The organism is Pseudotamlana haliotis, from assembly GCF_008806375.1.
GTDB classification, from domain to species: domain Bacteria; phylum Bacteroidota; class Bacteroidia; order Flavobacteriales; family Flavobacteriaceae; genus Pseudotamlana; species Pseudotamlana haliotis.
This window is the reverse complement of the sequence record NZ_WAAT01000050.1, coordinates 208,519-231,980: the sequence shown is the minus strand read 5'-3', so window position 1 is coordinate 231,980 and position 23,462 is coordinate 208,519. Positions and strand designations below refer to the sequence as shown.

The 23,462-nt window shown below is 35.2% G+C and carries 12 protein-coding genes; 2 read left to right on the top strand and 10 right to left on the bottom strand.

What is annotated here, in order from left to right; genetic code table 11:
* Positions 1-136: 136 nt before the first annotated feature.
* The 3 genes from F6U93_RS12300 to F6U93_RS12290 form a co-directional block, all read right to left on the bottom strand.
* The gene (locus F6U93_RS12300) at positions 137-1,096 is read right to left on the bottom strand and encodes a DUF3078 domain-containing protein (protein WP_150940238.1); all 960 of its coding nucleotides are present in this window, start codon (positions 1,094-1,096) and stop codon (positions 137-139) included.
* Positions 1,097-1,164: 68 nt separating this feature from the next.
* Positions 1,165-2,343: an AIR synthase related protein gene (locus tag F6U93_RS12295; protein WP_150940236.1), complete on the bottom strand. Its 1,179-nt coding sequence runs from the start codon at positions 2,341-2,343 to the stop codon at positions 1,165-1,167.
* A gap of 82 nt (positions 2,344-2,425) precedes the next feature.
* The gene (locus F6U93_RS12290) at positions 2,426-4,612 is read right to left on the bottom strand and encodes a glutamine synthetase III family protein (protein WP_150940234.1); all 2,187 of its coding nucleotides are present in this window, start codon (positions 4,610-4,612) and stop codon (positions 2,426-2,428) included.
* 266 nt (positions 4,613-4,878) lie between these two features.
* Between F6U93_RS12290 and F6U93_RS12285 the strand changes: the two genes are divergently transcribed.
* Positions 4,879-5,901 (top strand): glutamine synthetase beta-grasp domain-containing protein, encoded by a 1,023-nt coding sequence (locus F6U93_RS12285; RefSeq protein WP_150940233.1) that lies wholly within the window; start codon positions 4,879-4,881, stop codon positions 5,899-5,901.
* A 423-nt stretch (positions 5,902-6,324) separates the two neighbouring features.
* Here F6U93_RS12285 and F6U93_RS12280 read toward each other — a convergent pair whose 3' ends face one another.
* A complete protein-coding gene (locus F6U93_RS12280) occupies positions 6,325-7,269 on the bottom strand; it encodes a calcium/sodium antiporter (RefSeq protein WP_150940231.1) in 945 nt (314 codons plus the stop codon).
* A 128-nt stretch (positions 7,270-7,397) separates the two neighbouring features.
* On the opposite strand from F6U93_RS12280, the gene F6U93_RS12275 reads away from it, so the two are divergent.
* Positions 7,398-7,550: an SsrA-binding protein gene (locus tag F6U93_RS12275; protein ID WP_150940229.1), complete on the top strand. Its 153-nt coding sequence runs from the start codon at positions 7,398-7,400 to the stop codon at positions 7,548-7,550.
* On the opposite strand, the gene mazG is transcribed toward F6U93_RS12275, so the two are convergent.
* The 6 genes from mazG to F6U93_RS12245 all read right to left on the bottom strand — a co-directional run bounded on the left by mazG (position 7,551) and on the right by F6U93_RS12245 (position 23,462).
* Positions 7,551-8,324 carry a nucleoside triphosphate pyrophosphohydrolase gene (mazG, locus tag F6U93_RS12270; RefSeq protein ID WP_150940226.1) on the bottom strand — a complete coding sequence of 258 codons (774 nt, stop codon included), beginning with the start codon at positions 8,322-8,324 and terminating at the stop codon, positions 7,551-7,553.
* 266 nt (positions 8,325-8,590) lie between these two features.
* Positions 8,591-10,858: an aconitate hydratase gene (locus tag F6U93_RS12265; protein WP_150940224.1), complete on the bottom strand. Its 2,268-nt coding sequence runs from the start codon at positions 10,856-10,858 to the stop codon at positions 8,591-8,593.
* A gap of 148 nt (positions 10,859-11,006) precedes the next feature.
* Positions 11,007-13,292, bottom strand: a complete 2,286-nt coding sequence (gene pbpC / locus F6U93_RS12260; RefSeq protein ID WP_225312690.1) for a penicillin-binding protein 1C — start codon at positions 13,290-13,292, stop codon at positions 11,007-11,009.
* A gap of 229 nt (positions 13,293-13,521) precedes the next feature.
* Positions 13,522-19,020, bottom strand: coding sequence for an alpha-2-macroglobulin family protein (locus F6U93_RS12255; RefSeq protein ID WP_150940219.1), 5,499 nt, complete (start codon positions 19,018-19,020; stop codon positions 13,522-13,524).
* Positions 19,021-19,311: 291 nt separating this feature from the next.
* On the bottom strand, positions 19,312-22,089 hold the full coding sequence (locus tag F6U93_RS12250; RefSeq protein ID WP_150940217.1) for a bifunctional aconitate hydratase 2/2-methylisocitrate dehydratase: 2,778 nt from the start codon (positions 22,087-22,089) through the stop codon (positions 19,312-19,314).
* A gap of 419 nt (positions 22,090-22,508) precedes the next feature.
* The gene (locus F6U93_RS12245; RefSeq protein ID WP_150940215.1) at positions 22,509-23,462 is read right to left on the bottom strand and encodes an AAA family ATPase; all 954 of its coding nucleotides are present in this window, start codon (positions 23,460-23,462) and stop codon (positions 22,509-22,511) included.

Sequence of the window (23,462 nt, the reverse complement as noted above, 5' to 3'; positions counted from 1 at the left end):
CATTTTCATGCTCAGAATAAAAGGATTTAACGTATAAAAATCTACTTATTTAAGATACTTTTCAACAAGTCTTTTAAAGCCTGAGTTTTAAGAAATAAAATAAATGAATTAATAAATATTGTGAAGATATTTTACACTAAAAATCGAAAGCTACACCCACTCCTAAAAATTGTTTCCATTGCACTTTGGCACCAGCCTCATCAAATTCTCCTTCCACATCAGTTTCTTCTAAAGTTTTAATATCATCATCATAACGAAGATGTGTACCAAAATTAGCACGAACGAAACTATTCACTTTAAAATCGAAATCTAGTCTCCAATCAATATCTACATTTCCAAAATTATTTATGTAATCGGAATACAAACTAAGTTGGTTGGTCACCTCAATATTTTTAACCAATTTCCTTTTATAAGTATTGGTTAACAGCACTCCAAACTCACGTCTAATCTGCTCACCAGGCGTAATCACATTACCCTGGTCATCAAAAACCGCAGGAGTCACACCAAAGGCACCCGAATTCGCCAAGGTTTCATCAAAAACAAAAGTTGCTTTTAAAGTAAGCGGTGAAAAATATAAGGATAAGTTTTTCTTGTTTTTTCCATATTCCATACCTCCCCCGAAAAATAAATAGCCCGGAGCCATAAATTTTGAAATGGGATTGTCTTTATTAGGGTAATTATAACCGTTGGACAATTGCGTTCTAAAGTTTAAACGCGCCATATAAAACCAATCGGAATCTTCGTTTGGAGTATAACCCAAGTTTGAGTTTAGCTCAAATAAATCGTCGGTTTTTCTGGCCTCGCGCTCTTCCTGCATATTTAAGCCGTAGCGCAGGTGCGCATCATTGTTCCAAACATAATATTTATCACTGTAATTAACGACGCTTTTCACATCAACCAGCCCTGAAATGGAGTTGGTACCCCCTTCGTTCCAGTTTACGAAAACAGCTTCACTAATATCTAAGGCTACTTTATTTTTTTGCACCCATTCTGGGCCTTTATAATCATCTTCTTCCTCTTCAATATACAACCAATCCGGTTGCGCGTTTAACATATTAAATCCGAATAAAGCAATTAGTAAGGCTAAAGTTCTCATAGAGTGCTAAAATTATTTTTTCAAACCCTGTAGGTCACAATAATTATTCCATAACTAAACAAGAATAATTAATAAGTAAACTCACCATACTCTGATTTTATTGTAAGTTTTTTAGCTTCGGAAGCCTCTACTCTACCAATTACCTTAGCATCAACATTAAATGATTTTGAAATAGCAATAATATCTTCAGCTACTTCTGAATTTACATATAACTCCATTCGATGACCACAGTTAAAAACTTGATACATTTCTTTCCAATCGGTTTTAGACTGCTCTTGTATTAATTTGAATAATGGAGGAATTGGAAACATATTATCTTTTACAATATGAAATTGGTCTACAAAATGAAGAATTTTAGTTTGAGCTCCACCAGAACAATGCACCATACCGTGAACATCTTTACTATTATATTTAGAAAGTATTTTTTTAACAATAGGCGCATAAGTACGCGTTGGTGACAATACCAATTTACCTGCATCTATAGGCGAATTTTCAACAGTATCGGTTAACTTCACACCACCAGAATACACTAAGTCTTCGGGTACAGAAGCATCAAAACTTTCAGGAAATTTTTCAGCTAAATATTTATGGAAGACATCGTGACGCGCAGAGGTCAATCCGTTACTTCCCATACCGCCATTGTACTCTTTTTCATAAGAAGCTTGACCAAAACTTTCTAAACCTACAATAACATCGCCTGCTTTTATATTAGCATTATCAATAACATCACTGCGTTTCATACGTGCAGTAACGGTAGAGTCTACAATTATCGTTCTTACCAAATCACCAACATCAGCAGTTTCGCCTCCTGTAGAATGAATGGTTACTCCAAAAGATTTTAAATCTTCAAGAAGTTCTTCGGTACCATTGATAATAGCAGAAAGCACTTCTCCTGGAATTAAATTTTTATTTCTTCCAATGGTTGAAGACAACATGATATTATCGGTAGCCCCAATACACAGTAAATCATCAATATTCATGATTAAGGCATCTTGAGCAATCCCTTTCCAAACTGAAACATCGCCAGTTTCTTTCCAATACATATATGCTAAAGACGATTTAGTTCCTGCACCATCGGCATGCATGACTAAACAATAGTTATCATCGTTTGTTAAATAATCTGGAACTATTTTACAAAATGCTTTCGGAAATAAACCTTTGTCTATGTTCTTAATAGCATTGTGTACATCTTCTTTTGATGCTGAAACACCGCGTTGCGCGTATCGTTTTGAAACCTCTTGACTCATAATATAAAATTGTGTTGCAAATTTACTTCTTTGAATTAAAAAATCCCGCTTTTTTGAAGCAGGATTTTATAAGTTTTATACACTATCTTGTAAATAATAGCTCTCTGTATTTTGTTAAAGGCCAAATTTCATCATCAACTAGTAGCTCAAGCTTATCACAATGGTAACGGATGTCATCAAACAAAGGCATCACTTTATGACTATAAGCTTCTGCTTTTTTATCCATATTAGAAAGTTTATTAGCACTTCTACGTTCGTCAATCATTTTAGTAACATTCGCATTAATACCTTCAATATGATTGGAAATCTCCTCAATTAAAGTGATTTGCTCTTTGGAAACGCTTGCATAATTCTTTTCAAAAATTTCTTTTAAACCGCGTACATTTTCAATCAACACATTCTGGTATTTCACCGCTGTTGGCACAATATGATTTCGAGCGATATCAGCTAAAACCCGACTTTCAATTTGAATGTGCTTGATGTAAGCTTCAATTTCAATTTCATAACGTGCCTTAGTTTCAATTACACTCATCACTTCCATTTCTTCAAACAAAGCAATGCTTTCTTTTGAAATACTAGCCTTTAAAGCTTCAGGTGTGGTTTTACTATTGCTTAACCCTCTTTTTTTAGCTTCCTTTTCCCAAGCTTCACCATAACTGTTTCCTTCAAACAAAATATCTTTTGTAGACTTGATGTATTCTCTTAACACATTAAAAACAGCCTCATCTTTCTTTAAATCTTTTTTATCAATTAAAGCATCAACTTCCTTCTTGAAATCTTTTAGTTGCTTAGCGACTATCGTATTTAAAACCGTCATAGGGTTTCCACAATTCGCCATTGAGCCCACTGCTCTAAATTCAAATTTATTTCCTGTAAAGGCAAAAGGTGATGTTCTATTTCTATCGGTATTATCTAAAAGCACATCTGGAATCTTACCGACTACATTAAGCTTTAATTCGGTTTTTTCTTGAGGCGACAATTTTCCTTTAGTTACCCCTTCAAGTTCCTCTAGTACTTTCTTTAATTGCTCACCAATAAACACCGAAATAATTGCTGGTGGTGCTTCATTTGCTCCGAGTCTATGGTCATTACTCGCTGATGCAATAACCGCTCTTAATAAAGCCTCGTGTTGATGTACCGCTTTAATGGTATTTATGAAAAAAGTTAAAAACTGCAAACTACTCATAGGCGTCTTTCCAGGCGCCAATAAGTTCACTCCAGTATCAGTAGAAAGCGACCAGTTATTGTGTTTCCCTGAACCATTTACACCCGCAAAGGGCTTTTCATGAAGTAAGACTTTAAAGTTATGTCGTGAAGCAACACGCCCCATAATATCCATCAATAAAGAATTGTGATCTACGGCAAGATTAGCTTCCTCAAAAATAGGCGCGACTTCAAATTGGTTCGGTGCGACTTCATTATGTCTTGTTTTTACAGGAATTCCTAAAAGCATACATTCTCTTTCTAAATCTTTCATAAAATTTAGAGCCCTGTTTGGAATAGAACCAAAGTAATGATCATCTAGCTGCTGTCCCTTAGCAGAAGAATGTCCTAACAAAGTACGCCCTGTCAACATAATATCTGGGCGACTCGCCGCCAACATTTTATCAATAAGAAAATATTCTTGCTCCCAACCCAGTGAAGAAGTTACCTTTTTGACATTTTTATCAAAATACTTACAAACCGCTGTCGCCGCTTCATCTACGGCACTCAACGCTCGTAGAAGGGGGGTTTTATAATCCAAAGCCTCACCAGTATAGGCCACAAAAATAGTAGGTATACAAAGTGTTGTACCATAAATAAAAGCTGGAGAGGTAGGATCCCAAGCGGTATACCCCCTTGCTTCAAATGTGTTTCTAATTCCTCCATTAGGGAAACTTGAAGCATCTGGTTCTTGCTGCACCAATTGCGTGCCACCAAATTTTTCAATAGCCAAATCATTGCCTATTGTTTCGAAGAACGCATCATGTTTTTCAGCTGTTGCTCCAGTTAATGGTTGAAACCAGTGTGTATAATGCGTTACACCTTTAGACAGCGCCCAATCTTTCATTGAAGAGGCTACTTGGTCGGCAATATTCCTATCAATCTTTTTTCCGAATTGGATGGCATTTTCTACGCCAACAAACGCATCCTTAGTTAAATATTGGCGCATGGTATTCAAACTGAATACATTTTTACCAAATAACTCAGACCGACGCTCTTCCTCCTCTATATTAATAGCTTTATAAGCTAACGATTCTTTTAAAGCATGAAATCTTAGTGTTGACATTTTATTAAAACTTTAATAAATAAATTATAAAACAAAAATAGTTAGGTTTTATCAATAAAAAGCTCTCTACTTTAAATTTTATTGTTAACACTTTTTCAGTATTTACATAAAAATTTAAACTTTTTTCTAGATAAACTTGAAAAAAATAGGGTATAAATAAAAACATCTTGACCTTAAGTTAAAAGACCCCTATAAATTTTAATTGAAAACATAAAAATTTATATTTGTGATATTATAACTAATATTACATTTATTAAATATTCATTATGGCAAAAATTAAATTAGAATACCTTTGGTTGGATGGTTACTTCCCAACTCAAAACTTGAGAAGTAAAACTAAGGTAGAAGAGCATGAAAACTTTCAAGGAACTTTAGAAGAAATCGGAAACTGGTCTTTTGATGGATCTTCAACAAAACAAGCTGAAGGTGGAGCGTCTGACTGTTTATTAGTTCCTGTTGCTATTTACCCAGATCCAGATAGAATCAATGGTTATTTAGTAATGACTGAAGTTATGAATGCTGATGGAACACCTCACGTTTCTAACGGAAGAGCAACTATTGACGATGAAGATGATGATTTCTGGTTTGGTTTTGAGCAAGAATACTTTATCATGGATACAGCAACACAATTACCATTAGGTTTCCCTGTTGGTGGTTACCCTGCTCCACAAGGTATGTACTACTGTTCTGTTGGTGGTAAAAATACTCACGGTAGAGATTTAGTTGAAGAGCATGCTGATTTATGTATCGATGCTGGATTAAACTTTGAAGGAATTAACCAAGAGGTTGCTTCTGGACAATGGGAGTTCCAATTATTCGCTAAAGGTGCTAAGAAAGCTGGAGACGAAATTTGGATCGCTAGATATTTACTAGACCGTTTAACTGAAAAATATGGTTACTATATTGAGTACCACCCAAAACCATTAGGTAAAGATATGGATTGGAATGGTTCAGGTATGCACGCTAACTTCTCTAACACAACATTAAGAACTTGTGGAAGTAAAGAAACTTATGCTGCTATTTGTGAGTCTTTCAGACCTTTCGTAAAAGAACATATCGCTGTTTACGGTGAGTTTAACGACCAACGTTTAACTGGATTACACGAAACTGCTGCTATTACAGATTTCTCTTGGGGAGTTTCAGATAGAGGAGCTTCAATCCGTATTCCAATTATCGCTGTAGAAAAAGGATACAAAGGATGGTTAGAAGACAGAAGACCTGCTTCTAATGGAGATCCATACAAAATTGCGGCAAGAATTATCAAAACAGTGAAAACTGCTAAGATCTAATTCTTAAAGTTTAAAAACATTTTGTTCATAATAAAAGGCTAACATGATATACATGTTAGCCTTTTATTTTTTCAAGTAATGCTTAAGATTTTGTAAGCAACTCATATTCTACATTAGACCTTTAAACGTCACACAATACGTGTACACTGGCATGTCTTCCGCCAAATGATGCATGAAGGCTTATTGACTGAAAACAGAAACTGCTCATCCTTATTTCAATTTGGATAGCCATAAAACACTTAAGAAAAATAGAACAAAGTATTCTTAAATGAAGTACCTAGATGTTCAATCATAAGAATAGAGGAACATGAAAGAAAATCAAAATCTTTGGTAAATAGGTAAAAAAGATCATGCCATTGAATTTTAAAGTATCAGTTCACTAACATTGCAGAAACTATTTCTGGAGATCTAATAAATATAATTCTAATTATTCGTAAAAATTAAAAACATAAACACTCCATAAGCAGCAACTAATACCATGCCTTTAAATCGTGTGATTTTTAATTTTGAAGGCAAAAACACTAACGGAACTAAAATAGCTGCAAAGCCTAACATCCAAAAAATATCATTAGTAAGTATTTCTGGTGCCGTTACCGGAATTGGTTTTACTAAGGCGGTTAAACCCAACACCGAACCAATATTGAAGATATTGGAACCGATTAAATTCCCCAGTGAAATGGCTTTTTCTTGTTTAGCTGCCGCAATAATTGACGCTGCTAATTCTGGTACGCTGGTCCCTATCGCAATTAAAGACACGCCTATTACTGCTTCGCTCACTCCCATCGATAAGGCGATTTCCTTAGACCCTTCAACCAACCATTCACTTCCAAAATAAAGTGCTGTGGCTCCAATTAATAACCATATAATTATTTTAAAATTAGAAACCACGGCTAAAGATTCATCAACCTCTTCTGTAACCTCATCCTTTTTTGCGTTTTTTATCAAAATGATTAAGAACAGAATTAGGGCCCCAAATAAAATAGCGCCTTCTATAGTAGACAAAACCATATCATTTTTCAAAAAGTAGAATAATGCCATCGAAAATAACATCATGGCTGGCCAATTGAGCTTGTAAAAGGATTTATCGACATCAATCGCACTCACTAAAGCTGTTATTCCTAGTACTAATCCTATATTGGCGATGTTTGACCCAATCACATTATTGATAGCAATGGCCGGAGACCCCGAAAGCGCAGCCTGCAGGCTCACCAATAATTCTGGTGCTGAAGTAGCGAACGACACCACGGTCATTCCAATCACCATTTTAGAAATATTAAATTTAAAAGATAAGGCCACTGATGAGCGCACTAAAAACTCACCACCTACAACTAATAATACAAACCCAAGGACTACCAAAAGTATACTCATCTAGATATTTTTTATTGCGAAGATAATATAACACATAGGTTTACACCATGCTCAGTTATAATTTTTATGCGCTTAAAACCAAATCATTCTAAACTAGTCAGCTAAAATAAGTTTTATATTTTTGTGTTATGAAAAAACAACTATTCAAGTTACTAGCAAAAATAAACAAGGCCGTCCTGCCAAGTTACTCAAAACAGAAATTAGATATTTCTAAAGCGAGTAAGTTTCAAATGGCTATTATAGGCTGGCGATGGTATGTGACTAAGCGTGCTTTAGATTAACTAAATTTTCTTAGCTTCTTCCCAGAACACATCCATTTCGGCTAAAGTCATTTCTTTTAAAGGTTTATTCATGCCTTTCGCCTTTTCTTCTAGATACTGAAAACGTTTTGAAAACTTTTTATTAGTTCTTTCTAAGGCATTTTCCGGATTAATATTTAAAAACCTAGCATAATTTACCATTGAAAAAAGCACATCTCCGTATTCACTTTCCATAGCGTCGGTATCGCCTTTTTCTACTTCTACTTTAAATTCGGCTAATTCCTCTTCAACTTTTTCCCAAACTTGATTTGGCTGTTCCCAATCGAAGCCAACACCTGCTACTTTTTCTTGAATACGATTTGCTTTGACCAAAGCTGGTAAACTTTTAGGCACACCTTCTAAAACACTTTTTTTACCTTCTTTAAGCTTGAGGTTTTCCCAGTTTCGTTTGACATCTTCTTCATTTTCAACCTTCACATCACCATAAATATGTGGGTGCCTGTGAATTAACTTTTCGCAAATACTATTACAAACATCGGCGATATCAAAATTTTGAGTTTCACTACCTATTTTAGAATAAAATACGATATGGAGCAGGACATCACCCAATTCTTTTTTAACCTCTTCTAAATCTTTATCTAAAATAGCATCACCAAGTTCATAAGTTTCTTCTATGGTTAAATGCCTTAGGGTTTCCATGGTTTGTTTTTTATCCCACGGACATTGTTCGCGCAACTCATCCATAATAGTAAGTAAACGATCGAATGCCTTTAGTTGATTTTCTCTTGAATTCATGTAAAGTATTTTTGTAAAAATACAACTTTGATGATTTTTAATAAGGAATTTGTTTAATAGTTTGAAACTCTGCGTTAGGGATTGAACGCTTGTTTGAGCTCTTTTTGTGTTTCCTGCCTACCGGCAGGCAGGAAACGCAAAAAAGCGAGTCGTGAAAGCCCGACCCTTGTGGTAACGCCAAAACAATAACTTTAGATATTTTAAAAATTGGAACAAAAAAAATCCAGCCGTTGGGCTGGATTTTCAATAAATATTATGAATACAAATTAAGCATTTTGCTTCTTAATTAAATTTAAAGCAGAGCCCTCGTTATACCAAGCAATTTGCGCTTTGTTATACGTATGATTTAATGAAATCACATCTTTAGAACCATCGGCATGAACAATTTCTAGCGTTAACGGTTTATCTGGTGCAAACTCATTTAAATCTGTGAAGTTGAAGGTATCATCTTCTTGTATTAAATCATAATCATCTTCATTCACAAAAGTTAATCCTAACATCCCTTGTTTTTTAAGGTTTGTTTCATGGATACGTGCAAAAGATTTCACGATAACGGCAGCAACACCTAAATGTCTAGGCTCCATAGCTGCGTGCTCACGAGAGGACCCTTCACCATAATTATGATCACCAACCACTATGGTTGGAATACCAGCCGCTTTATAAGCTCTTGCCGTGTCTGGAACACCTCCATAATCGCCAGTAAGCTGATTTTTCACGAAATTGGTTTTATCGTTAAATGCATTAACAGCCCCAATTAAACAGTTATTAGAAATATTATCTAAATGTCCACGGAAACGTAACCAAGGTCCAGCCATAGAAATATGGTCGGTTGTACATTTTCCGAAGGCTTTAATTAAGAGTTTAGCTCCTGAAATGTTGCTACCTAGCGGCTCAAAAGGTGTTAAAAGTTCTAAACGTTCTGAATCTTCACTCACAACAACCTCAACATGGCTTCCGTCTTTCTCTGGTGCTAAATAGCCATTATCTTTTACCTCAAAACCTTTTGGTGGCAATTCCCATCCTTGAGGTTCTTCGAACATGACTTCTTCTCCATTTTCATTAATTAACTTATCGGTAAGCGGATTAAAATCTAAGCGTCCAGCTATTGCAATCGCCGCTGTAATTTCTGGAGAAGCCACAAAAGCGTGCGTGTTTGGATTGCCATCGGCACGTTTAGCAAAATTTCTGTTAAAAGAATGTACAATACTATTTTTAGGTGCATTTTTTGGATCGCTGTATCTTGCCCACTGACCAATACATGGTCCGCAAGCATTGGTAAATATTTTAGCATCCAATTTCTCGAAAATGCCTAAAATACCATCACGTTCAGCGGTATAACGCACCTGTTCTGAACCTGGATTAATACCCAATTCAGATTTCATCTTTAATCCTTTATCAATGGCTTGTTGTGCTATAGAAGAGGCTCTTGATAAATCTTCATAAGACGAATTGGTACAAGAACCAATTAAGCCCCACTCTACTTTTATTGGCCAGTCATTTTCTTTCGCTTTTTCGGTCATTGATGCCCCAACTTCCGTAGATAAATCAGGTGTAAACGGTCCGTTTAATAAAGGGCCTAATTTTGTGAGGTTAATTTCAATAACTTCATCAAAATATTGTTCTGGATTATCGTAAACTTCAGAATCTCCTGTTAAATGTTCTTTAACTTCATTGGCTGCATCAGCAATATCAGCTCTATCGGTAGAACGTAAGTAACGCTCCATAGATTCATCATAACCAAAGGTAGAGGTCGTTGCACCTATTTCGGCACCCATATTACATATGGTTCCTTTTCCGGTACAAGACATAGATGTTGCCCCTGGTCCGAAATACTCAACGATAGCACCAGTCCCTCCTTTTACAGTAAGAATTTCAGCTACTTTTAAGATGACATCCTTTGGAGCGGTCCAACCTGAAAGTTTTCCGGTTAATTTCACACCAATTAATTTTGGGAATTTTAATTCCCATGCCATTCCGGCCATCACGTCAACTGCATCGGCACCACCTACTCCAATAGCTACCATTCCTAATCCTCCAGCATTTACTGTGTGAGAATCTGTACCAATCATCATGCCGCCAGGGAAGGCGTAATTTTCTAATACTACTTGATGAATGATACCCGCTCCTGGTTTCCAGAATCCTATACCGTATTTATTAGAAACAGATTCTAAAAAATCAAAAACCTCGCTACTTACACTATTAGCATGCTTTAAATCTTTTGCAGCACCTTCTTTAGCTTGAATCAAGTGGTCACAGTGCACCGTTGTAGGTACAGCAACTTTAGGTTTTCCGGCTTGCATAAATTGTAACAAAGCCATTTGTGCAGTCGCATCTTGACATGCAATTCTATCAGGTGCAAAATCAACATAGTCTTTTCCTCTGGTAAAAACTTTCGTCGGATTACCATCCCATAAGTGAGAATATAAGATCTTTTCTGAAAGCGTTAACGGCTTACCAACAATCTCACGAGCTTTATTTACACGCTCTGCCATATTGCTGTAAACACCTTTTATCATATCAATATCAAATGCCATAAATTAAATTTTAAGTTTTGTTAAAAATTTATCCTAAGATACAAAATATAGGTAGATTATGAAAGCCTATTGTTTTGCTCAAATGCAGTTATATTGAACACTATTGAGTATTGAACGTGTTTCTTCGTTTGTAGGATGACGAATAAATTTATTTTACATTGATTCTTTTAGAAATGCTGTGTCCTTTTTCATCTAAAACAGTCACCGTATGATATCCTGAAGTTAAACGAATGGCTAGTTCATTAAAATTTTGTGTTGCTTTTAAAAACCGGTCATCCAAATACCAATACACTTTAGCTTGAGGATTGGTGTGGGCTATTTTAAATACAATTTTATTTCGTTCTCCAGAAATCCCTTTAGGAACAATGATAGTATTCGTATTTAAAGGCTCTGTAAAAGCCATTACTGGAGTTGCTTCACCTTCACAGCCAGTTTTTAACGGTGGTAGATATTTATATTCTGCATTGTTAGATTGATAATACCAAGCCATTAATGGTGGAAGTACAAATTGAGAGGTTTTAACCATATCGTCAACTCTTTCACATGAAGCGTTCACTCTGTGCGTTCTACTCTTATTTAAATACACCAACTTATGGTAAGTGCACAAGTCTGTATCTAAGCCTTTCGCTGGAATTTGTTTTAATGTAAACGGACAAATATCAGAAGCTAATTGCCCACTTTTATCACAAATTTTTGTTTCAACCAAATCATCTAAGGGTGACAAAAACCATTCTGATTTGGGCAGAGCATCAAATATATCGAACATCACAGGTGCTGCCGCAGAGACACCTGTCATCCCTGGCCTGCCTTCACCATCTGCATTACCTACCCATACACCAACTACATAATTTGATGTTACCCCTACGCTCCAAGCATCACGATTACCAAAACTAGTTCCAGTTTTCCATGCAATTTCTTGTGCAGACTCAAAATAACGCCAAGCATTATCAGCACTCGGTCTATTTAATTCTTTCATGGCTTCAAAACCAAAATAAATACTACCAGCTTTAAATATGTTATCATCAAAATTCAGCTTTCCTAAATTTGCCTGAAAGGCATTTGAAAAATCTGCTTTTTGAAATTCCTTCGTATAATACTGGCTAGAATTTTCATTAAAATGATTTAAAGTTCCTGCTAAGTTGCTATACGCATTACAAATATCCCAAAGACTCGCTTCGCTACCACCAAGAATTACCGATAGCCCATAATGATCAGCTCCTTTATTAATATGAGATAAGTTTAATTTTTGTAAAATATCATAAAACCTGGTGAGACCAAAGTCTTGCAACATTCTTACAGCAGGTATGTTTAAGGATCTAGCAAGTGCTTCTTTTGCGGAAACTGCACCTAAAAACTTTTGGCTGAAATTTTCTGGCTTATAATTTCCAATAGTTGTTGGGACATCTGCCAATAATGTTTCTGGTAGTAACTCTCCAGCATCTAACATGGCCATGTACAAAAAAGGTTTTAAAACACTACCTGTGCTTCTTGGAGCAAGAATGATATCAACATCTTTTTGATGCTGCTTTTTTGTATTTGTATTTCCTATATAGCTAAGTACTTTTTTTGTTTTCACATCTAATATTAAAACAGCCATATTATGAACACCATTTTGTATTTGCTGCTTATGATGTCTGTTCACTGTTTGAAGTGCTAATTCTTGAAAATGCGTGTTTATAGTGCTTTTAACGCGTTTTCCTTTTTCTGTTTTCGCGATTTTTTGCAACAAATGAGGTGCTAATTGTGGTAATTTTTGAGGTTTAGTTGGTACACCTTCTTCTATTGCTAATTCATATGTGGTTTGATCAATGATTTCAGAGTCATATAACTTTTTTAATAAGACATTCCTTTTGTCAATCAGTTGTTGTGAATTTTTCCCAGGGTATAACAAGCTAGGTGCATTGGGTAAAACAGCCAATAAAGCAGATTGTCCCCAAGACAATTTATCGGGAGCCGTCTTAAAATAGCGCCAGGATGCCGCTTCTAGGCCTACCACATTTCCGCCATAAGGGGCGTTTGAGACATAGGTATTTAAAATCTCCTCTTTAGAATCTCTTAATTCTAATCGTGTGGCTAGAATGATTTCTATAACTTTTTCAAAATATGATCTTGACTGGTTTTTTCGAGATAACCGTATAACCTGCTGCGTTATCGTACTACCACCTCTAACCACTTTTCCGGCTTTCATATTCGCCTTAAAAGCCTTAAACATCGATGCGGGATTAAAACCAGGGTGCTTATAAAAGTAAGCATCTTCAAACTGTGTGATACAATGTTTAAATTTATTAGGAACGGAATCTAACTTTGGAAAACGCCATTGACCATCATCTGCAATTAAAGCACCAAGCAAGGCTCCATCTCGACTTTCTAAAATTGTTGACGTTGGACTATCAAATAACTGTTTTGGTAAACAAAAGGCATATCCAAAAACCATTAATAGCAAAATAATTGCTTTAACTTTATTTCTATATAAATAACATTTGATACGCCTTAACATGTTTTATACCAATTTAACTGTATAATGTTGTATTTTTAATTTGAATTATTTTTTGTTCAGATGAAATAGAAAATTCAAGCATAGCCTTAGCTACGATTTTATTTTATATTGAAATATGGGCGAAAAAGAAACTAATTATATGCGCCATTATATAGTTAAAATGGTATTACTTCGTTACTTCAACCCATTGCCCTTGATCTCTTACAAAATAGTCTTGGTCGTACATTGCTTCAGCCTGAATACCCGGCAAATAAAAACTTCCTAAATAAGACGCATTTAATAATACTTTAAATGATTTTTCTCGACCCGGTGCCATATCGAAATAAAAATTAACCCGGTCATCTCTAATATCTTCATGAGTAATCGAACTATTTAAACTAGATCCCGTATTAAACCTTGAATTAACAATCTCCCAACCCGAAGGAAATAGTGCCTTTAAAGCGACATCTTTGACTTTAGAACCTGTATGATTACCCAACACAATATGTGCTACAAAATTTGTTCCTTGACTTAGGTTTGAAACATCTACACGTTGTCCTGATTTATCGGTGAAAGCCAAATTAACAGTCATATTTTTTTCAATTGTTTTTTCACTTCCAATTGGTAATATCCCTTCATTAATTAGCCTAACATAAATAAGGTTATCATTTTTGTTTTCAATTTTAATGCTGTTAGCACCTGAATTAACTTGAATGTCATCAATTATTAAGGCTTTATCCGCGTTAACAGACTGGCGTTTTTTTCCGTTTAGACTGTATACTAAATCAATTCCTTTATTTCCAACATGAGTAGCATATTTAGACATAGCCAAAAGACAATATGACGTGGTTTGCGTACTCATATATTGATTACTTGTTAAATCAGAAGCTAAAATATCAGCTATTGTTTTCGCCTCTAAACTTTCATTTAAAAGGATATAGGTTTCTAAAATCATCGCTAAGTTGCGCTGTTTAGAACCATAATTATGGGTGCTTACCTCAATATTATCTAAAGCCTCATGAATATCAAAATCACGAATTAATTCTTTAGCCACGCTATGTTTACCAGATAAAGCATAAGCCGCAGCCAATCGTAATTTCGCCACATCATTTAAGCCACCTTGAATGGCTAATTCACGAAATCTGTTCATGGATGATTTATCTGCTTCTTTGGCGAGCGCCAAGGTATATAATCGGTAGGCCTGTGCTAATTGGTTGTCGGACTCACTCCAGCGCTTCGCTTCCTTCTTTTGGTAGTCTATCCATCTTTTTTCAAAATCAAGCGGAAGCACATACCCTTTTTTCTCAGCCTCAAAAAAGAAATGCCCAACATAACTTGTCGCCCAATCGTTTGTATAACTTTGACCTTGCCAATATGAAAATCCACCATTAGATTTTTGAAATTTAGCTAACTTATCAATAGCAACTTGAATATTTTTCTGAGTTTCATCTTGCTTTGCTTCGGAAATTTTAAAAATATCATTGATAAATAATTGTGGAAAAGCCGCAGATGTGGTTTGCTCAACACAGCCATGCGGATAAGCAATTAAATAGGCTAATCGACTCGTAAAATCTATGGAAGGAAAAGCAGATAATTCTAATTTTGCAGCATTTGTCCCGGCTACACCAAAAGTTTCAAAAGACATAGTCTGTGAGGCTTTCGCTTGAATAACTGACTCTGTAGTTTCAATTGTTTTAGGGTTCGGATTAAAAGCATTCAATTCTAGACTATAAGAAGCCTTTTCACCATGTCCGCTGACATTCACATCAATTTCACCAATGCCATCCTTAAGCACTTCAACATCAAAATAGGCTATTTTTTCATCTGGACCAGAAAAATATAATGTTTTTGTTGAGCGCCCTATTACTTTAAATACGTCATTGACTTTAATGGACACGTTAGCACTTTTGATTTTATTTTCCATGGCAAAAACAGTAACAGGAACCCTAACCTTTTCACCTGGCACCACCTTTCTTGCCATAGAAGCTAATACCATTATAGGTTTACGAACAGGGGTCGATTTTTCTGCATGACCATAAGCCTGAATTTCTGGATTATGAGCCACAACCATTGTTTTTACCGCTCCAATGTATTTAGGTATTTTAATTTTATGTGTTCTACTTTTATTGGCTTCTATTTTAAAGGGCCCTTTGTAAATCACTACTGGCTTGAACCGGTTTGCCTTTTTATTTTTACTCGCATGAAGCATATCATCACCACCAATACTAAACACTTGGTTAATCTTCCCTCCAAAGGCACCAATCACATCATCATAAATATCCCAGGTTTTAACCCCTAAAGCTTCCTTTTGATAGAAAATATCCCAAGGATTAGGGGTTTTGAAACGGGTTAAATCCAATAGACCTTCATCTACAATGGCAATCGAATAAGTCATCGCAACACCATTGGCCTCAGAAACCTTAATAGCTACCTCTGTTTCCGGAGCTAAAACCTTAGGCATGGAAATTTCAGGTTCCAGCCTGGTTTCTGGGTTTTCAACATGAATCCCTTTTAAACCAAACATACGTATAGGCAAATCGTTTTTAGTGTTGTTATGGTTTTGAAGAAGACTCATGTTTATATAAACATTAGGAGACATATCTTCTGTGATAGGCAGTTCAAACTTCGTATCACCTTTCTTTGCTTTTACCCATAACGATTTAATCACGCCCGAACCATTTTCAATGGAAACCAAAGCTCTTCCTGACCCTGAGGACGGAAACGTTATAAGCGCTTTTTCTCCTACTTTATAATCTGTTTTATCGGTTGAAAACGTAAGCATGGTTGCCGCTGAAGGATCTCCTTTTCTGGCTTTTCCTGCCCAGCCTGGCCAATCGATAAAAACCATTTTTCCTGTGGAATGTCCAGACTCATTATTAAAAACATATACTAGATAGCGACCCCATTCTGGATATTTCAATTCAAACTCGAATGTGGCTTTTCCTTTAGAATCTGTAGAAACAGTAGTTGAAAAGGTTTCCTCATGGTTAGTGCTGGTATCAAAAGAAGATAAGTTATCTTCATCTTCATTCCACCACCAGTTATGGTTCACTTTAAAAATCTTTACTTTAACATCCTTAATTGCTATTGGTTTTCCATAGGCATCAACCGTTGCAACTTCAAATTTATGTTTTGTATCGGTTAGGAGCATATTTCGAGCAGCATCACCTTTTGGTGTTAAGATTCCAACATAAGAAGCATAAGGTGAACAATTTACCGAGAAAGCATCTGTACTAAAATCACCGCCTTCTTCATAAACTTTAGAAACAAAAGTGGCTTTTAATAACCCTGGAGCCGTACGACTTATATTTGGTTTAAAAGAAAACTGTCCCTTACCCTCACTGTCTAAATAACTATTAAAAACTAGTTTTTCATTTCCTGAAAATACTTTGGTTGGGTCATCAAATTTATAACTAGGAAAAGCCTTGAAACTCGTTTTCACAGGGCTAAATGTAACCGTCACATCAGCCTGTAAATTCTTCGCGATAGCGCCATGCAACCACAGCGCCTCAAGGTCTCCATGAACCTTTTTATTAGTAATGAGTTTATTGAGCGTTGAAGTTTTGATTTTTAATCGATTCGGCTTAATAAATTCTAATCTTAGTTTTTTAGTAAAAACAGCGCCACCAACACTCACTTTAGCCATCCAAGAACCGGTAAAGTCAGATGAGTGAGTAGTTACTGTGAATTTGTGAAAATTGTTTAAACCATCGGTCTTAATTTCTGAAAAATATAAGGCGCCAGAAGGTTCAAAAACCTCTAACTTAACGGGGTGATTTTCTGGTAATTTATTTTTGCTATCATTTAACATAAATGAAAGATGCAAAGTATCTCCTGGTCTCCAAACCCCACGTTCTCCATAAATAAAGCCTTTTAAACCACGTTTGGTTTCGGCTCCAGAAACATCAAATTTACTTACAGATAGGGCATTTCCATCGTTTAACTTCACATAGGTACTCACCTTGTTTTTTGTTACTACAACAAAATATGCTTTTGATGACATAGGAATTACAGATAGACCTTCGGAATCTGTTTTTTGTTTCCCAAGTAATTGTTGCTGGTAATTATAGAATTTCACCTCGGCATCCGAAATCGGGTTGGTTGTAATGATATCGCTAACGGCTATAAAGTAACTATTATCAACCCCTTGTTTTACAATGACTCCTATGTTTGATGCGAGTAAATTGGTACTCACTTTTTTATTTCTATAATAAGCAGGCTCGCAAGGGTTATCAGAAGCTCTCCAATTGTATTCATCATAACCTTCGTTATAATAAGAATTATCCCAATTACTAGACTCAGCTGCTTCTTGGTCGTAATTTATAACGGTTTCTTCAATTTCATCATAATCATCATTGGCACATTGATAATTAGAATATGACCTTTTGAAACTCAGTTCTACACGATAAATAGCTCCAGGGTCTGGGTTAATAATATTTTTTAAATCGACCGAATAAGATTTCCAGTTGGATAAATCGGTTTTATACTTTGCTAAATTGATTGTCTTTTTGGCTATTGGTCTAGCCACACGCAAAAGTTCGGTGCTATCTCTTAGGTTATTATTTTGAAGAAATTGCAGTACATTATCTTCAAAAATTTTAATAATGGTAACATCAACAGCCTTTAAATTTACGGTTTCAAAATTGAATTTAAGATTTTCAGAAGTGGGTAAAATAGTACCATTCTGAAGCAGTTTCACATTCGGCTTAATCTCCTCAAAGGTAATTTCTTTTGTTAAAGATCTTTTCAGTTTGTATCCGTATTCGTTTGTAATACCACTATTAATAGTTAGTGTTTTGGTTTCATCAAAATGCCCTACATAAACCCGAACCACGTTATTAATGATTGAAAACGACAAATGATTTTTACCTTCAACAGTAATAAAACCATCTAGATTGAAGTTCTTCTTAATGGGGTCAGAGAAGTTAATTTCTAGGTATTTATTCTTTTCATCAAAAACATTGATATCTACGACTTCAAAATTATTTTTACCCGGAATATTAAAGGTATAATCACCTTCTGTATCGATATCATAATCACTGCCATCCCATTCTATTTCGAGGTAACTGTCCTTTTCATAGCGTCTAATGCTATCTATTTTAAATTTAAAATAATTCCCTTCTAAACGCTCATCAAGTATTTTTACAGGTAAGGCTTTACCTTTATGCTTAACGGTTATGAGTTTTTCTGCTACCGCTTTTAAAACAATATCACTAGACCTTAAAGTCCCATTTAAATATTGCCAATCTCTAGAATAGCTTTCTAAATTATTAATTACCACCTGGAAATCTTGTTTTATGGTTTTTACATCAAAAACAAAATGCTCATACTCACTGCTAACATCTTGGAGAGCTCCCAAATCTAATTTAAAAGTATACCTGGTATCGGATTCAAATTTATTTTCAGGAATAAAAGCAATGGTTCTATTATTAAGCGCAACGACTTTACCTGGGACTTTAGGCGAAACTTTTAATATACTTTTATCCAATTCGACTTCAGAAGAAATATCTTTCATCGGATTAATTAAAACCACTTTGATGTCTGTTTTGGTTGGAACAATTCCTGTGGTTACTTCAAAGATATAATCCTTAAACTTTTGAATGTTGTTTAAAGCTACACTTGAATCGTCTTTACATCCATTAAAAATGAGCATAACTAAAACTAGGACTACAGAAAAATATTTCATGAAATTATGATTGGTTTTGGGTTAATTCTTATTCAAGAATACAGCAATTAGTAATGGTCGAAACTTCTATTTTTTATAAATATTATCACCACAAAAACACCTGTATATTTACAAGTTTGCAAACTTAACAAAAAACCAAACATTAGTAAGAATAAAACTACATTAATTTTATGGATTCTGTCTAAAAATAATAGAAAGCTTTAGGTCATAATTGGTACTAAAAGGTTTTAAGCGCATAAAAAAGCCTGAGCTACAAACTCAGGCTTTTTATAATCATATATTTATCTGTAATTAAACAGCTAATAACTTACTAGAAGGCTTAAACTTAGTTAAGTTAATACCTTTTACAGCAGCTTGATATTCTTCTAAGTTAGGCGTTCTACCTAAGATTGTAGATAAAACTACAACTGGCGTAGAAGATAATAAAGACTCACCTTTTTTCTCTCCAGAATCTTTTACAACTCTTCCTTGAAATAAACGTGTAGATGTAGCCATTACAGTATCACCTGGTTCAGCTTTTTCTTGATTACCCATACAAAGGTTACAACCAGGACGTTCTAAATACAGCATATTTTCATATTTAGTACGTGCTGCTGCTTTAGGTGCATTATCGTCAAACTCAAACCCTGAATAGCGTTGTAATACTTCCCAATCACCTTCAGCTTTCAATTCATCAACAATGTTGTAAGTTGGAGGCGCTACTACTAATGGCGCTTTAAATTCAACTTTACCTTGTAAAGCTTCAATGTTTTTTAACATTTGAGCTAAGATTTGCATGTCACCTTTATGAACCATACAAGATCCTATGAACCCTAAATCTACAGTTTTCGTTCCACCGTAATAAGATAATGGTCTAATGGTATCGTGTGTATAACGTTTAGAAACATCTTCATTATTTACATCTGGATCGGCAATCATTGGCTCTTGAATTTTTTCAAGATCGATTTCAACTTCAGCAAAATATTTAGCATTAGCATCAGGGGTTAAAGCTGGTTTTTCACCAGATTTAATTTCAGCAATACGTTTATCTGCAATCGCAATTAATCCTTTAAGAACGTTCAATTTGTTGTCCATTCCCTTATCAATCATGATTTGGATTCTGCTCTTAGCAATTTCTAATGATTCGATTAGCGTTTCATCTTCAGAAATACAAATAGACGCTTTCGCTTTCATCTCTGCAGTCCAATCTGTAAATGTAAAAGCTTGATCAGCAGTAAGTGTACCTAAGTGTACTTCAATAATTCTTCCTTGGAAAACATTATCACCACCAAATTGCGCCAACATTTGTTGTTGTGTCGCATGAACCACATCACGGAAATCCATATAAGGTGCCATTTCTCCTTTAAAGGTTACTTTAACCGATTGAGGGATTGGCATTGAAGCTTCACCTGTTGCAAGTGCTAAAGCCACGGTTCCTGAATCGGCACCAAAAGCAACACCTTTAGACATTCTTGTGTGTGAATCACCTCCAATAATAATCGCCCAGTCATCAACGGTAATATCATTAAGTACTTTATGAATTACGTCGGTCATTGGCTTGTACTTGTTTTCAGGATCACGTGCTGTGATTAAACCGAAATCATTCATAAATTTCATTAATCTAGGAATGTTCGCTTTAGACTTGTTATCCCAAACTGAAGCCGTATGACAACCTGATTGGTAAGCCCCATCAACGATAGGCGAAATAATAGTCGCAGCCATCATTTCTAACTCTTGAGAAGTCATTAACCCCGTAGTATCTTGAGATCCCACAATGTTTACTTCAACACGAACGTCAGAACCCGCATGTAATGTTTTACCTGGAGTCGTTCCAACGGCGTTTTTATTGAATATTTTTTCAACAGCAGTTAAACCTTGATCTTCAACAGAAATTTCTTTTGAAGGTGCGTAAACTGGTACCACATCAATATCTAATACTTTAGAAGCAAAAGTTTGAAGTTTTTTACCAAATACAACTGCGTAAGACCCACCTGCTTTGATAAATTCAGCTTTTTGTGGAGTTAATGATGCAGAAATATCCATAAGTTCCTGATCACCATTGTATAATTTTTTCTCTTTAGTATTTACAGTAAGTACCGTTCCTGTAGCCACCGAGTATTTTTCTTCTAGAACAGGATCGCCATTGGCATCCTTAATCACGTTTCCTTCAGCATCAGTTTTCTTAACCCAGTTTTTAAGGTCAATACCAATACCACCAGTAACACCAACAGTTGTCAAGAAAATTGGAGAAATTCCGTTAGTTCCTGCAATAATTGGAGCAATATTAATGAAAGGTACATAAGGACTAGCCTTTTTACCTGTCCATAAAGCCACGTTGTTCACACCAGACATTCTTGATGATCCTACACCCATGGTTCCTTTTTCTGCGATTAACATCACACGTTTATCAGGATGTTGTGCTTGTAAGGCTTTTAATTCAGCTTGTTGTTCCTTATTGTGCTCAAATATACATTGTCCGTGTAACTCACGATCTGATCTTGAGTGGGCATCACCACCTGGAGATAATAAATCTGTTGAAATATCACCAACACCAGCAATAAAAGTTACAATTTCGATTTCTTCCTCAATTTCCGGAAGTTTTGTAAAGAATTCTGCTTTAGCATAACTTTCAATAAGTTCTTTAGCAACGGCATTTCCTTCATTATATGCTTTTTCTAAACGCGCCATATCCGCTTCGTATAAGAAAACTTGCGTTTTTAAAACTTCAGCAGCATCTTTTGCAATAGCAGCATCTTCACCTAGAGCTAAGTCTAAGAGCACTTCTATAGAAGGCCCACCTTTCATGTGTGCTAATTGCTCAAAAGCAAAAGCAGGAGTAATTTCTTTAAGTACCGATTCTCCAAGAATAATTTCTTTTAAAAACTTAGCTTTCACACCAGCAGCACTTGTTGTTCCTGGTAAAACATTGTAGATAAAAAAGTTAAGAGAATCTTCTCTATGTGGGTTATCTAAATCTTTAATTTGCTCAATAATGTTATTAAGCAATTCAGCACCATCAATTGGTTTAGGGTGAAGACCTTGTTCTTTTCTTTCTTCAATCTCCTTGATGTAATCGTTATAAGTATTCATATATTAGAATTAATTCAGGTTCGGTTTTAAATTTCGCTTAATGTCGTCTAGCAGATACGAGACGTTAATCTTTTCAACTTATTATAAAAATTTAATAGCATTTTTATAAGTGCGTTTGTACACTATACGCCATACGAAACACCTAAAAAATTTTAGGCTTCGCAAAGTACGAAATTAAAAGCTTATTTTTAAACGGATTCTTAGTTATAGCACTTGAAGGCGCTTCAAATTATTATAGTGACATAAAAATTTGAAATGATTTAATTTTTAACAGTAATTTTCATGTAAAACTGAAGATTTAATAAGGAATTAACGCTAAGAACATTCCTGATATACAATAAAAATGAGCTCTTGAACAGTAATCAATCAAAATAATAGAAAATAGCATAAAATGACATATGCTTTTGTTGATCGAAAATCTAAAACAAACTTTCAATAATTTGTTCTTCGGAAATACCTTCAGCTTCGGCTTTGTAGTTTTTAATCATTCTATGTCTTAAGATACCATAGGCCACAGCTTGCACATCTTCAATATCGGGAGAAAACTTACCATTAATGGCAGCATGTGTTTTTGCGGCAAGGATTAAATTCTGAGAAGCCCTTGGCCCTGCACCCCAATCCACATAATTTTTTACAATTTCTGGAGTAGATGCTGTATTAGGTCTTGTTTTTCCAACTAAGGCTACGGCGTATTCAATCACATTATCAGCTACAGGAATTCTTCTGATTAAATGCTGAAAATCTACAATCTCTTGAGCTGAAAATAAGGCGTTGATTTTGGCCTTATTATCGGTTGTAGTTGCCTTTACCACTTGAACCTCTTCTTCGAATGTAGGGTAGTCTAAATTAATAGCAAACATAAAACGGTCTAATTGCGCTTCAGGTAATGGGTATGTTCCCTCCTGCTCAATGGGGTTTTGTGTTGCTAAAACAAAATATGGTAAATCTAATTTGTAGTGATGCCCGGCCACAGTAACGGCACGTTCTTGCATAGCCTCTAATAAAGCAGCCTGTGTTTTTGGAGGCGTTCTATTGATTTCATCGGCAAGAATAATATTTGAAAAAATAGGGCCTTTAATAAATTTAAAGCGACGATCCTCATCTAGAATTTCGCTACCTAAAATATCACTAGGCATCAAATCTGGCGTAAATTGAATGCGTTTAAAGTCTAGGCCTAAGGCTTGAGAAATGGTATTTACCATTAAAGTTTTTGCCAAACCCGGAACGCCTATTAATAAGGAATGTCCTCCAGAAAAAATAGAAATTAAAATTTGAGTAACAACCTCATCTTGACCAATGATAACTTTGCCAATTTCAGTTTTTAAACCTTTAAATTGTTTTACAAATGATTCTATTGCTGCTACGTCTGACAT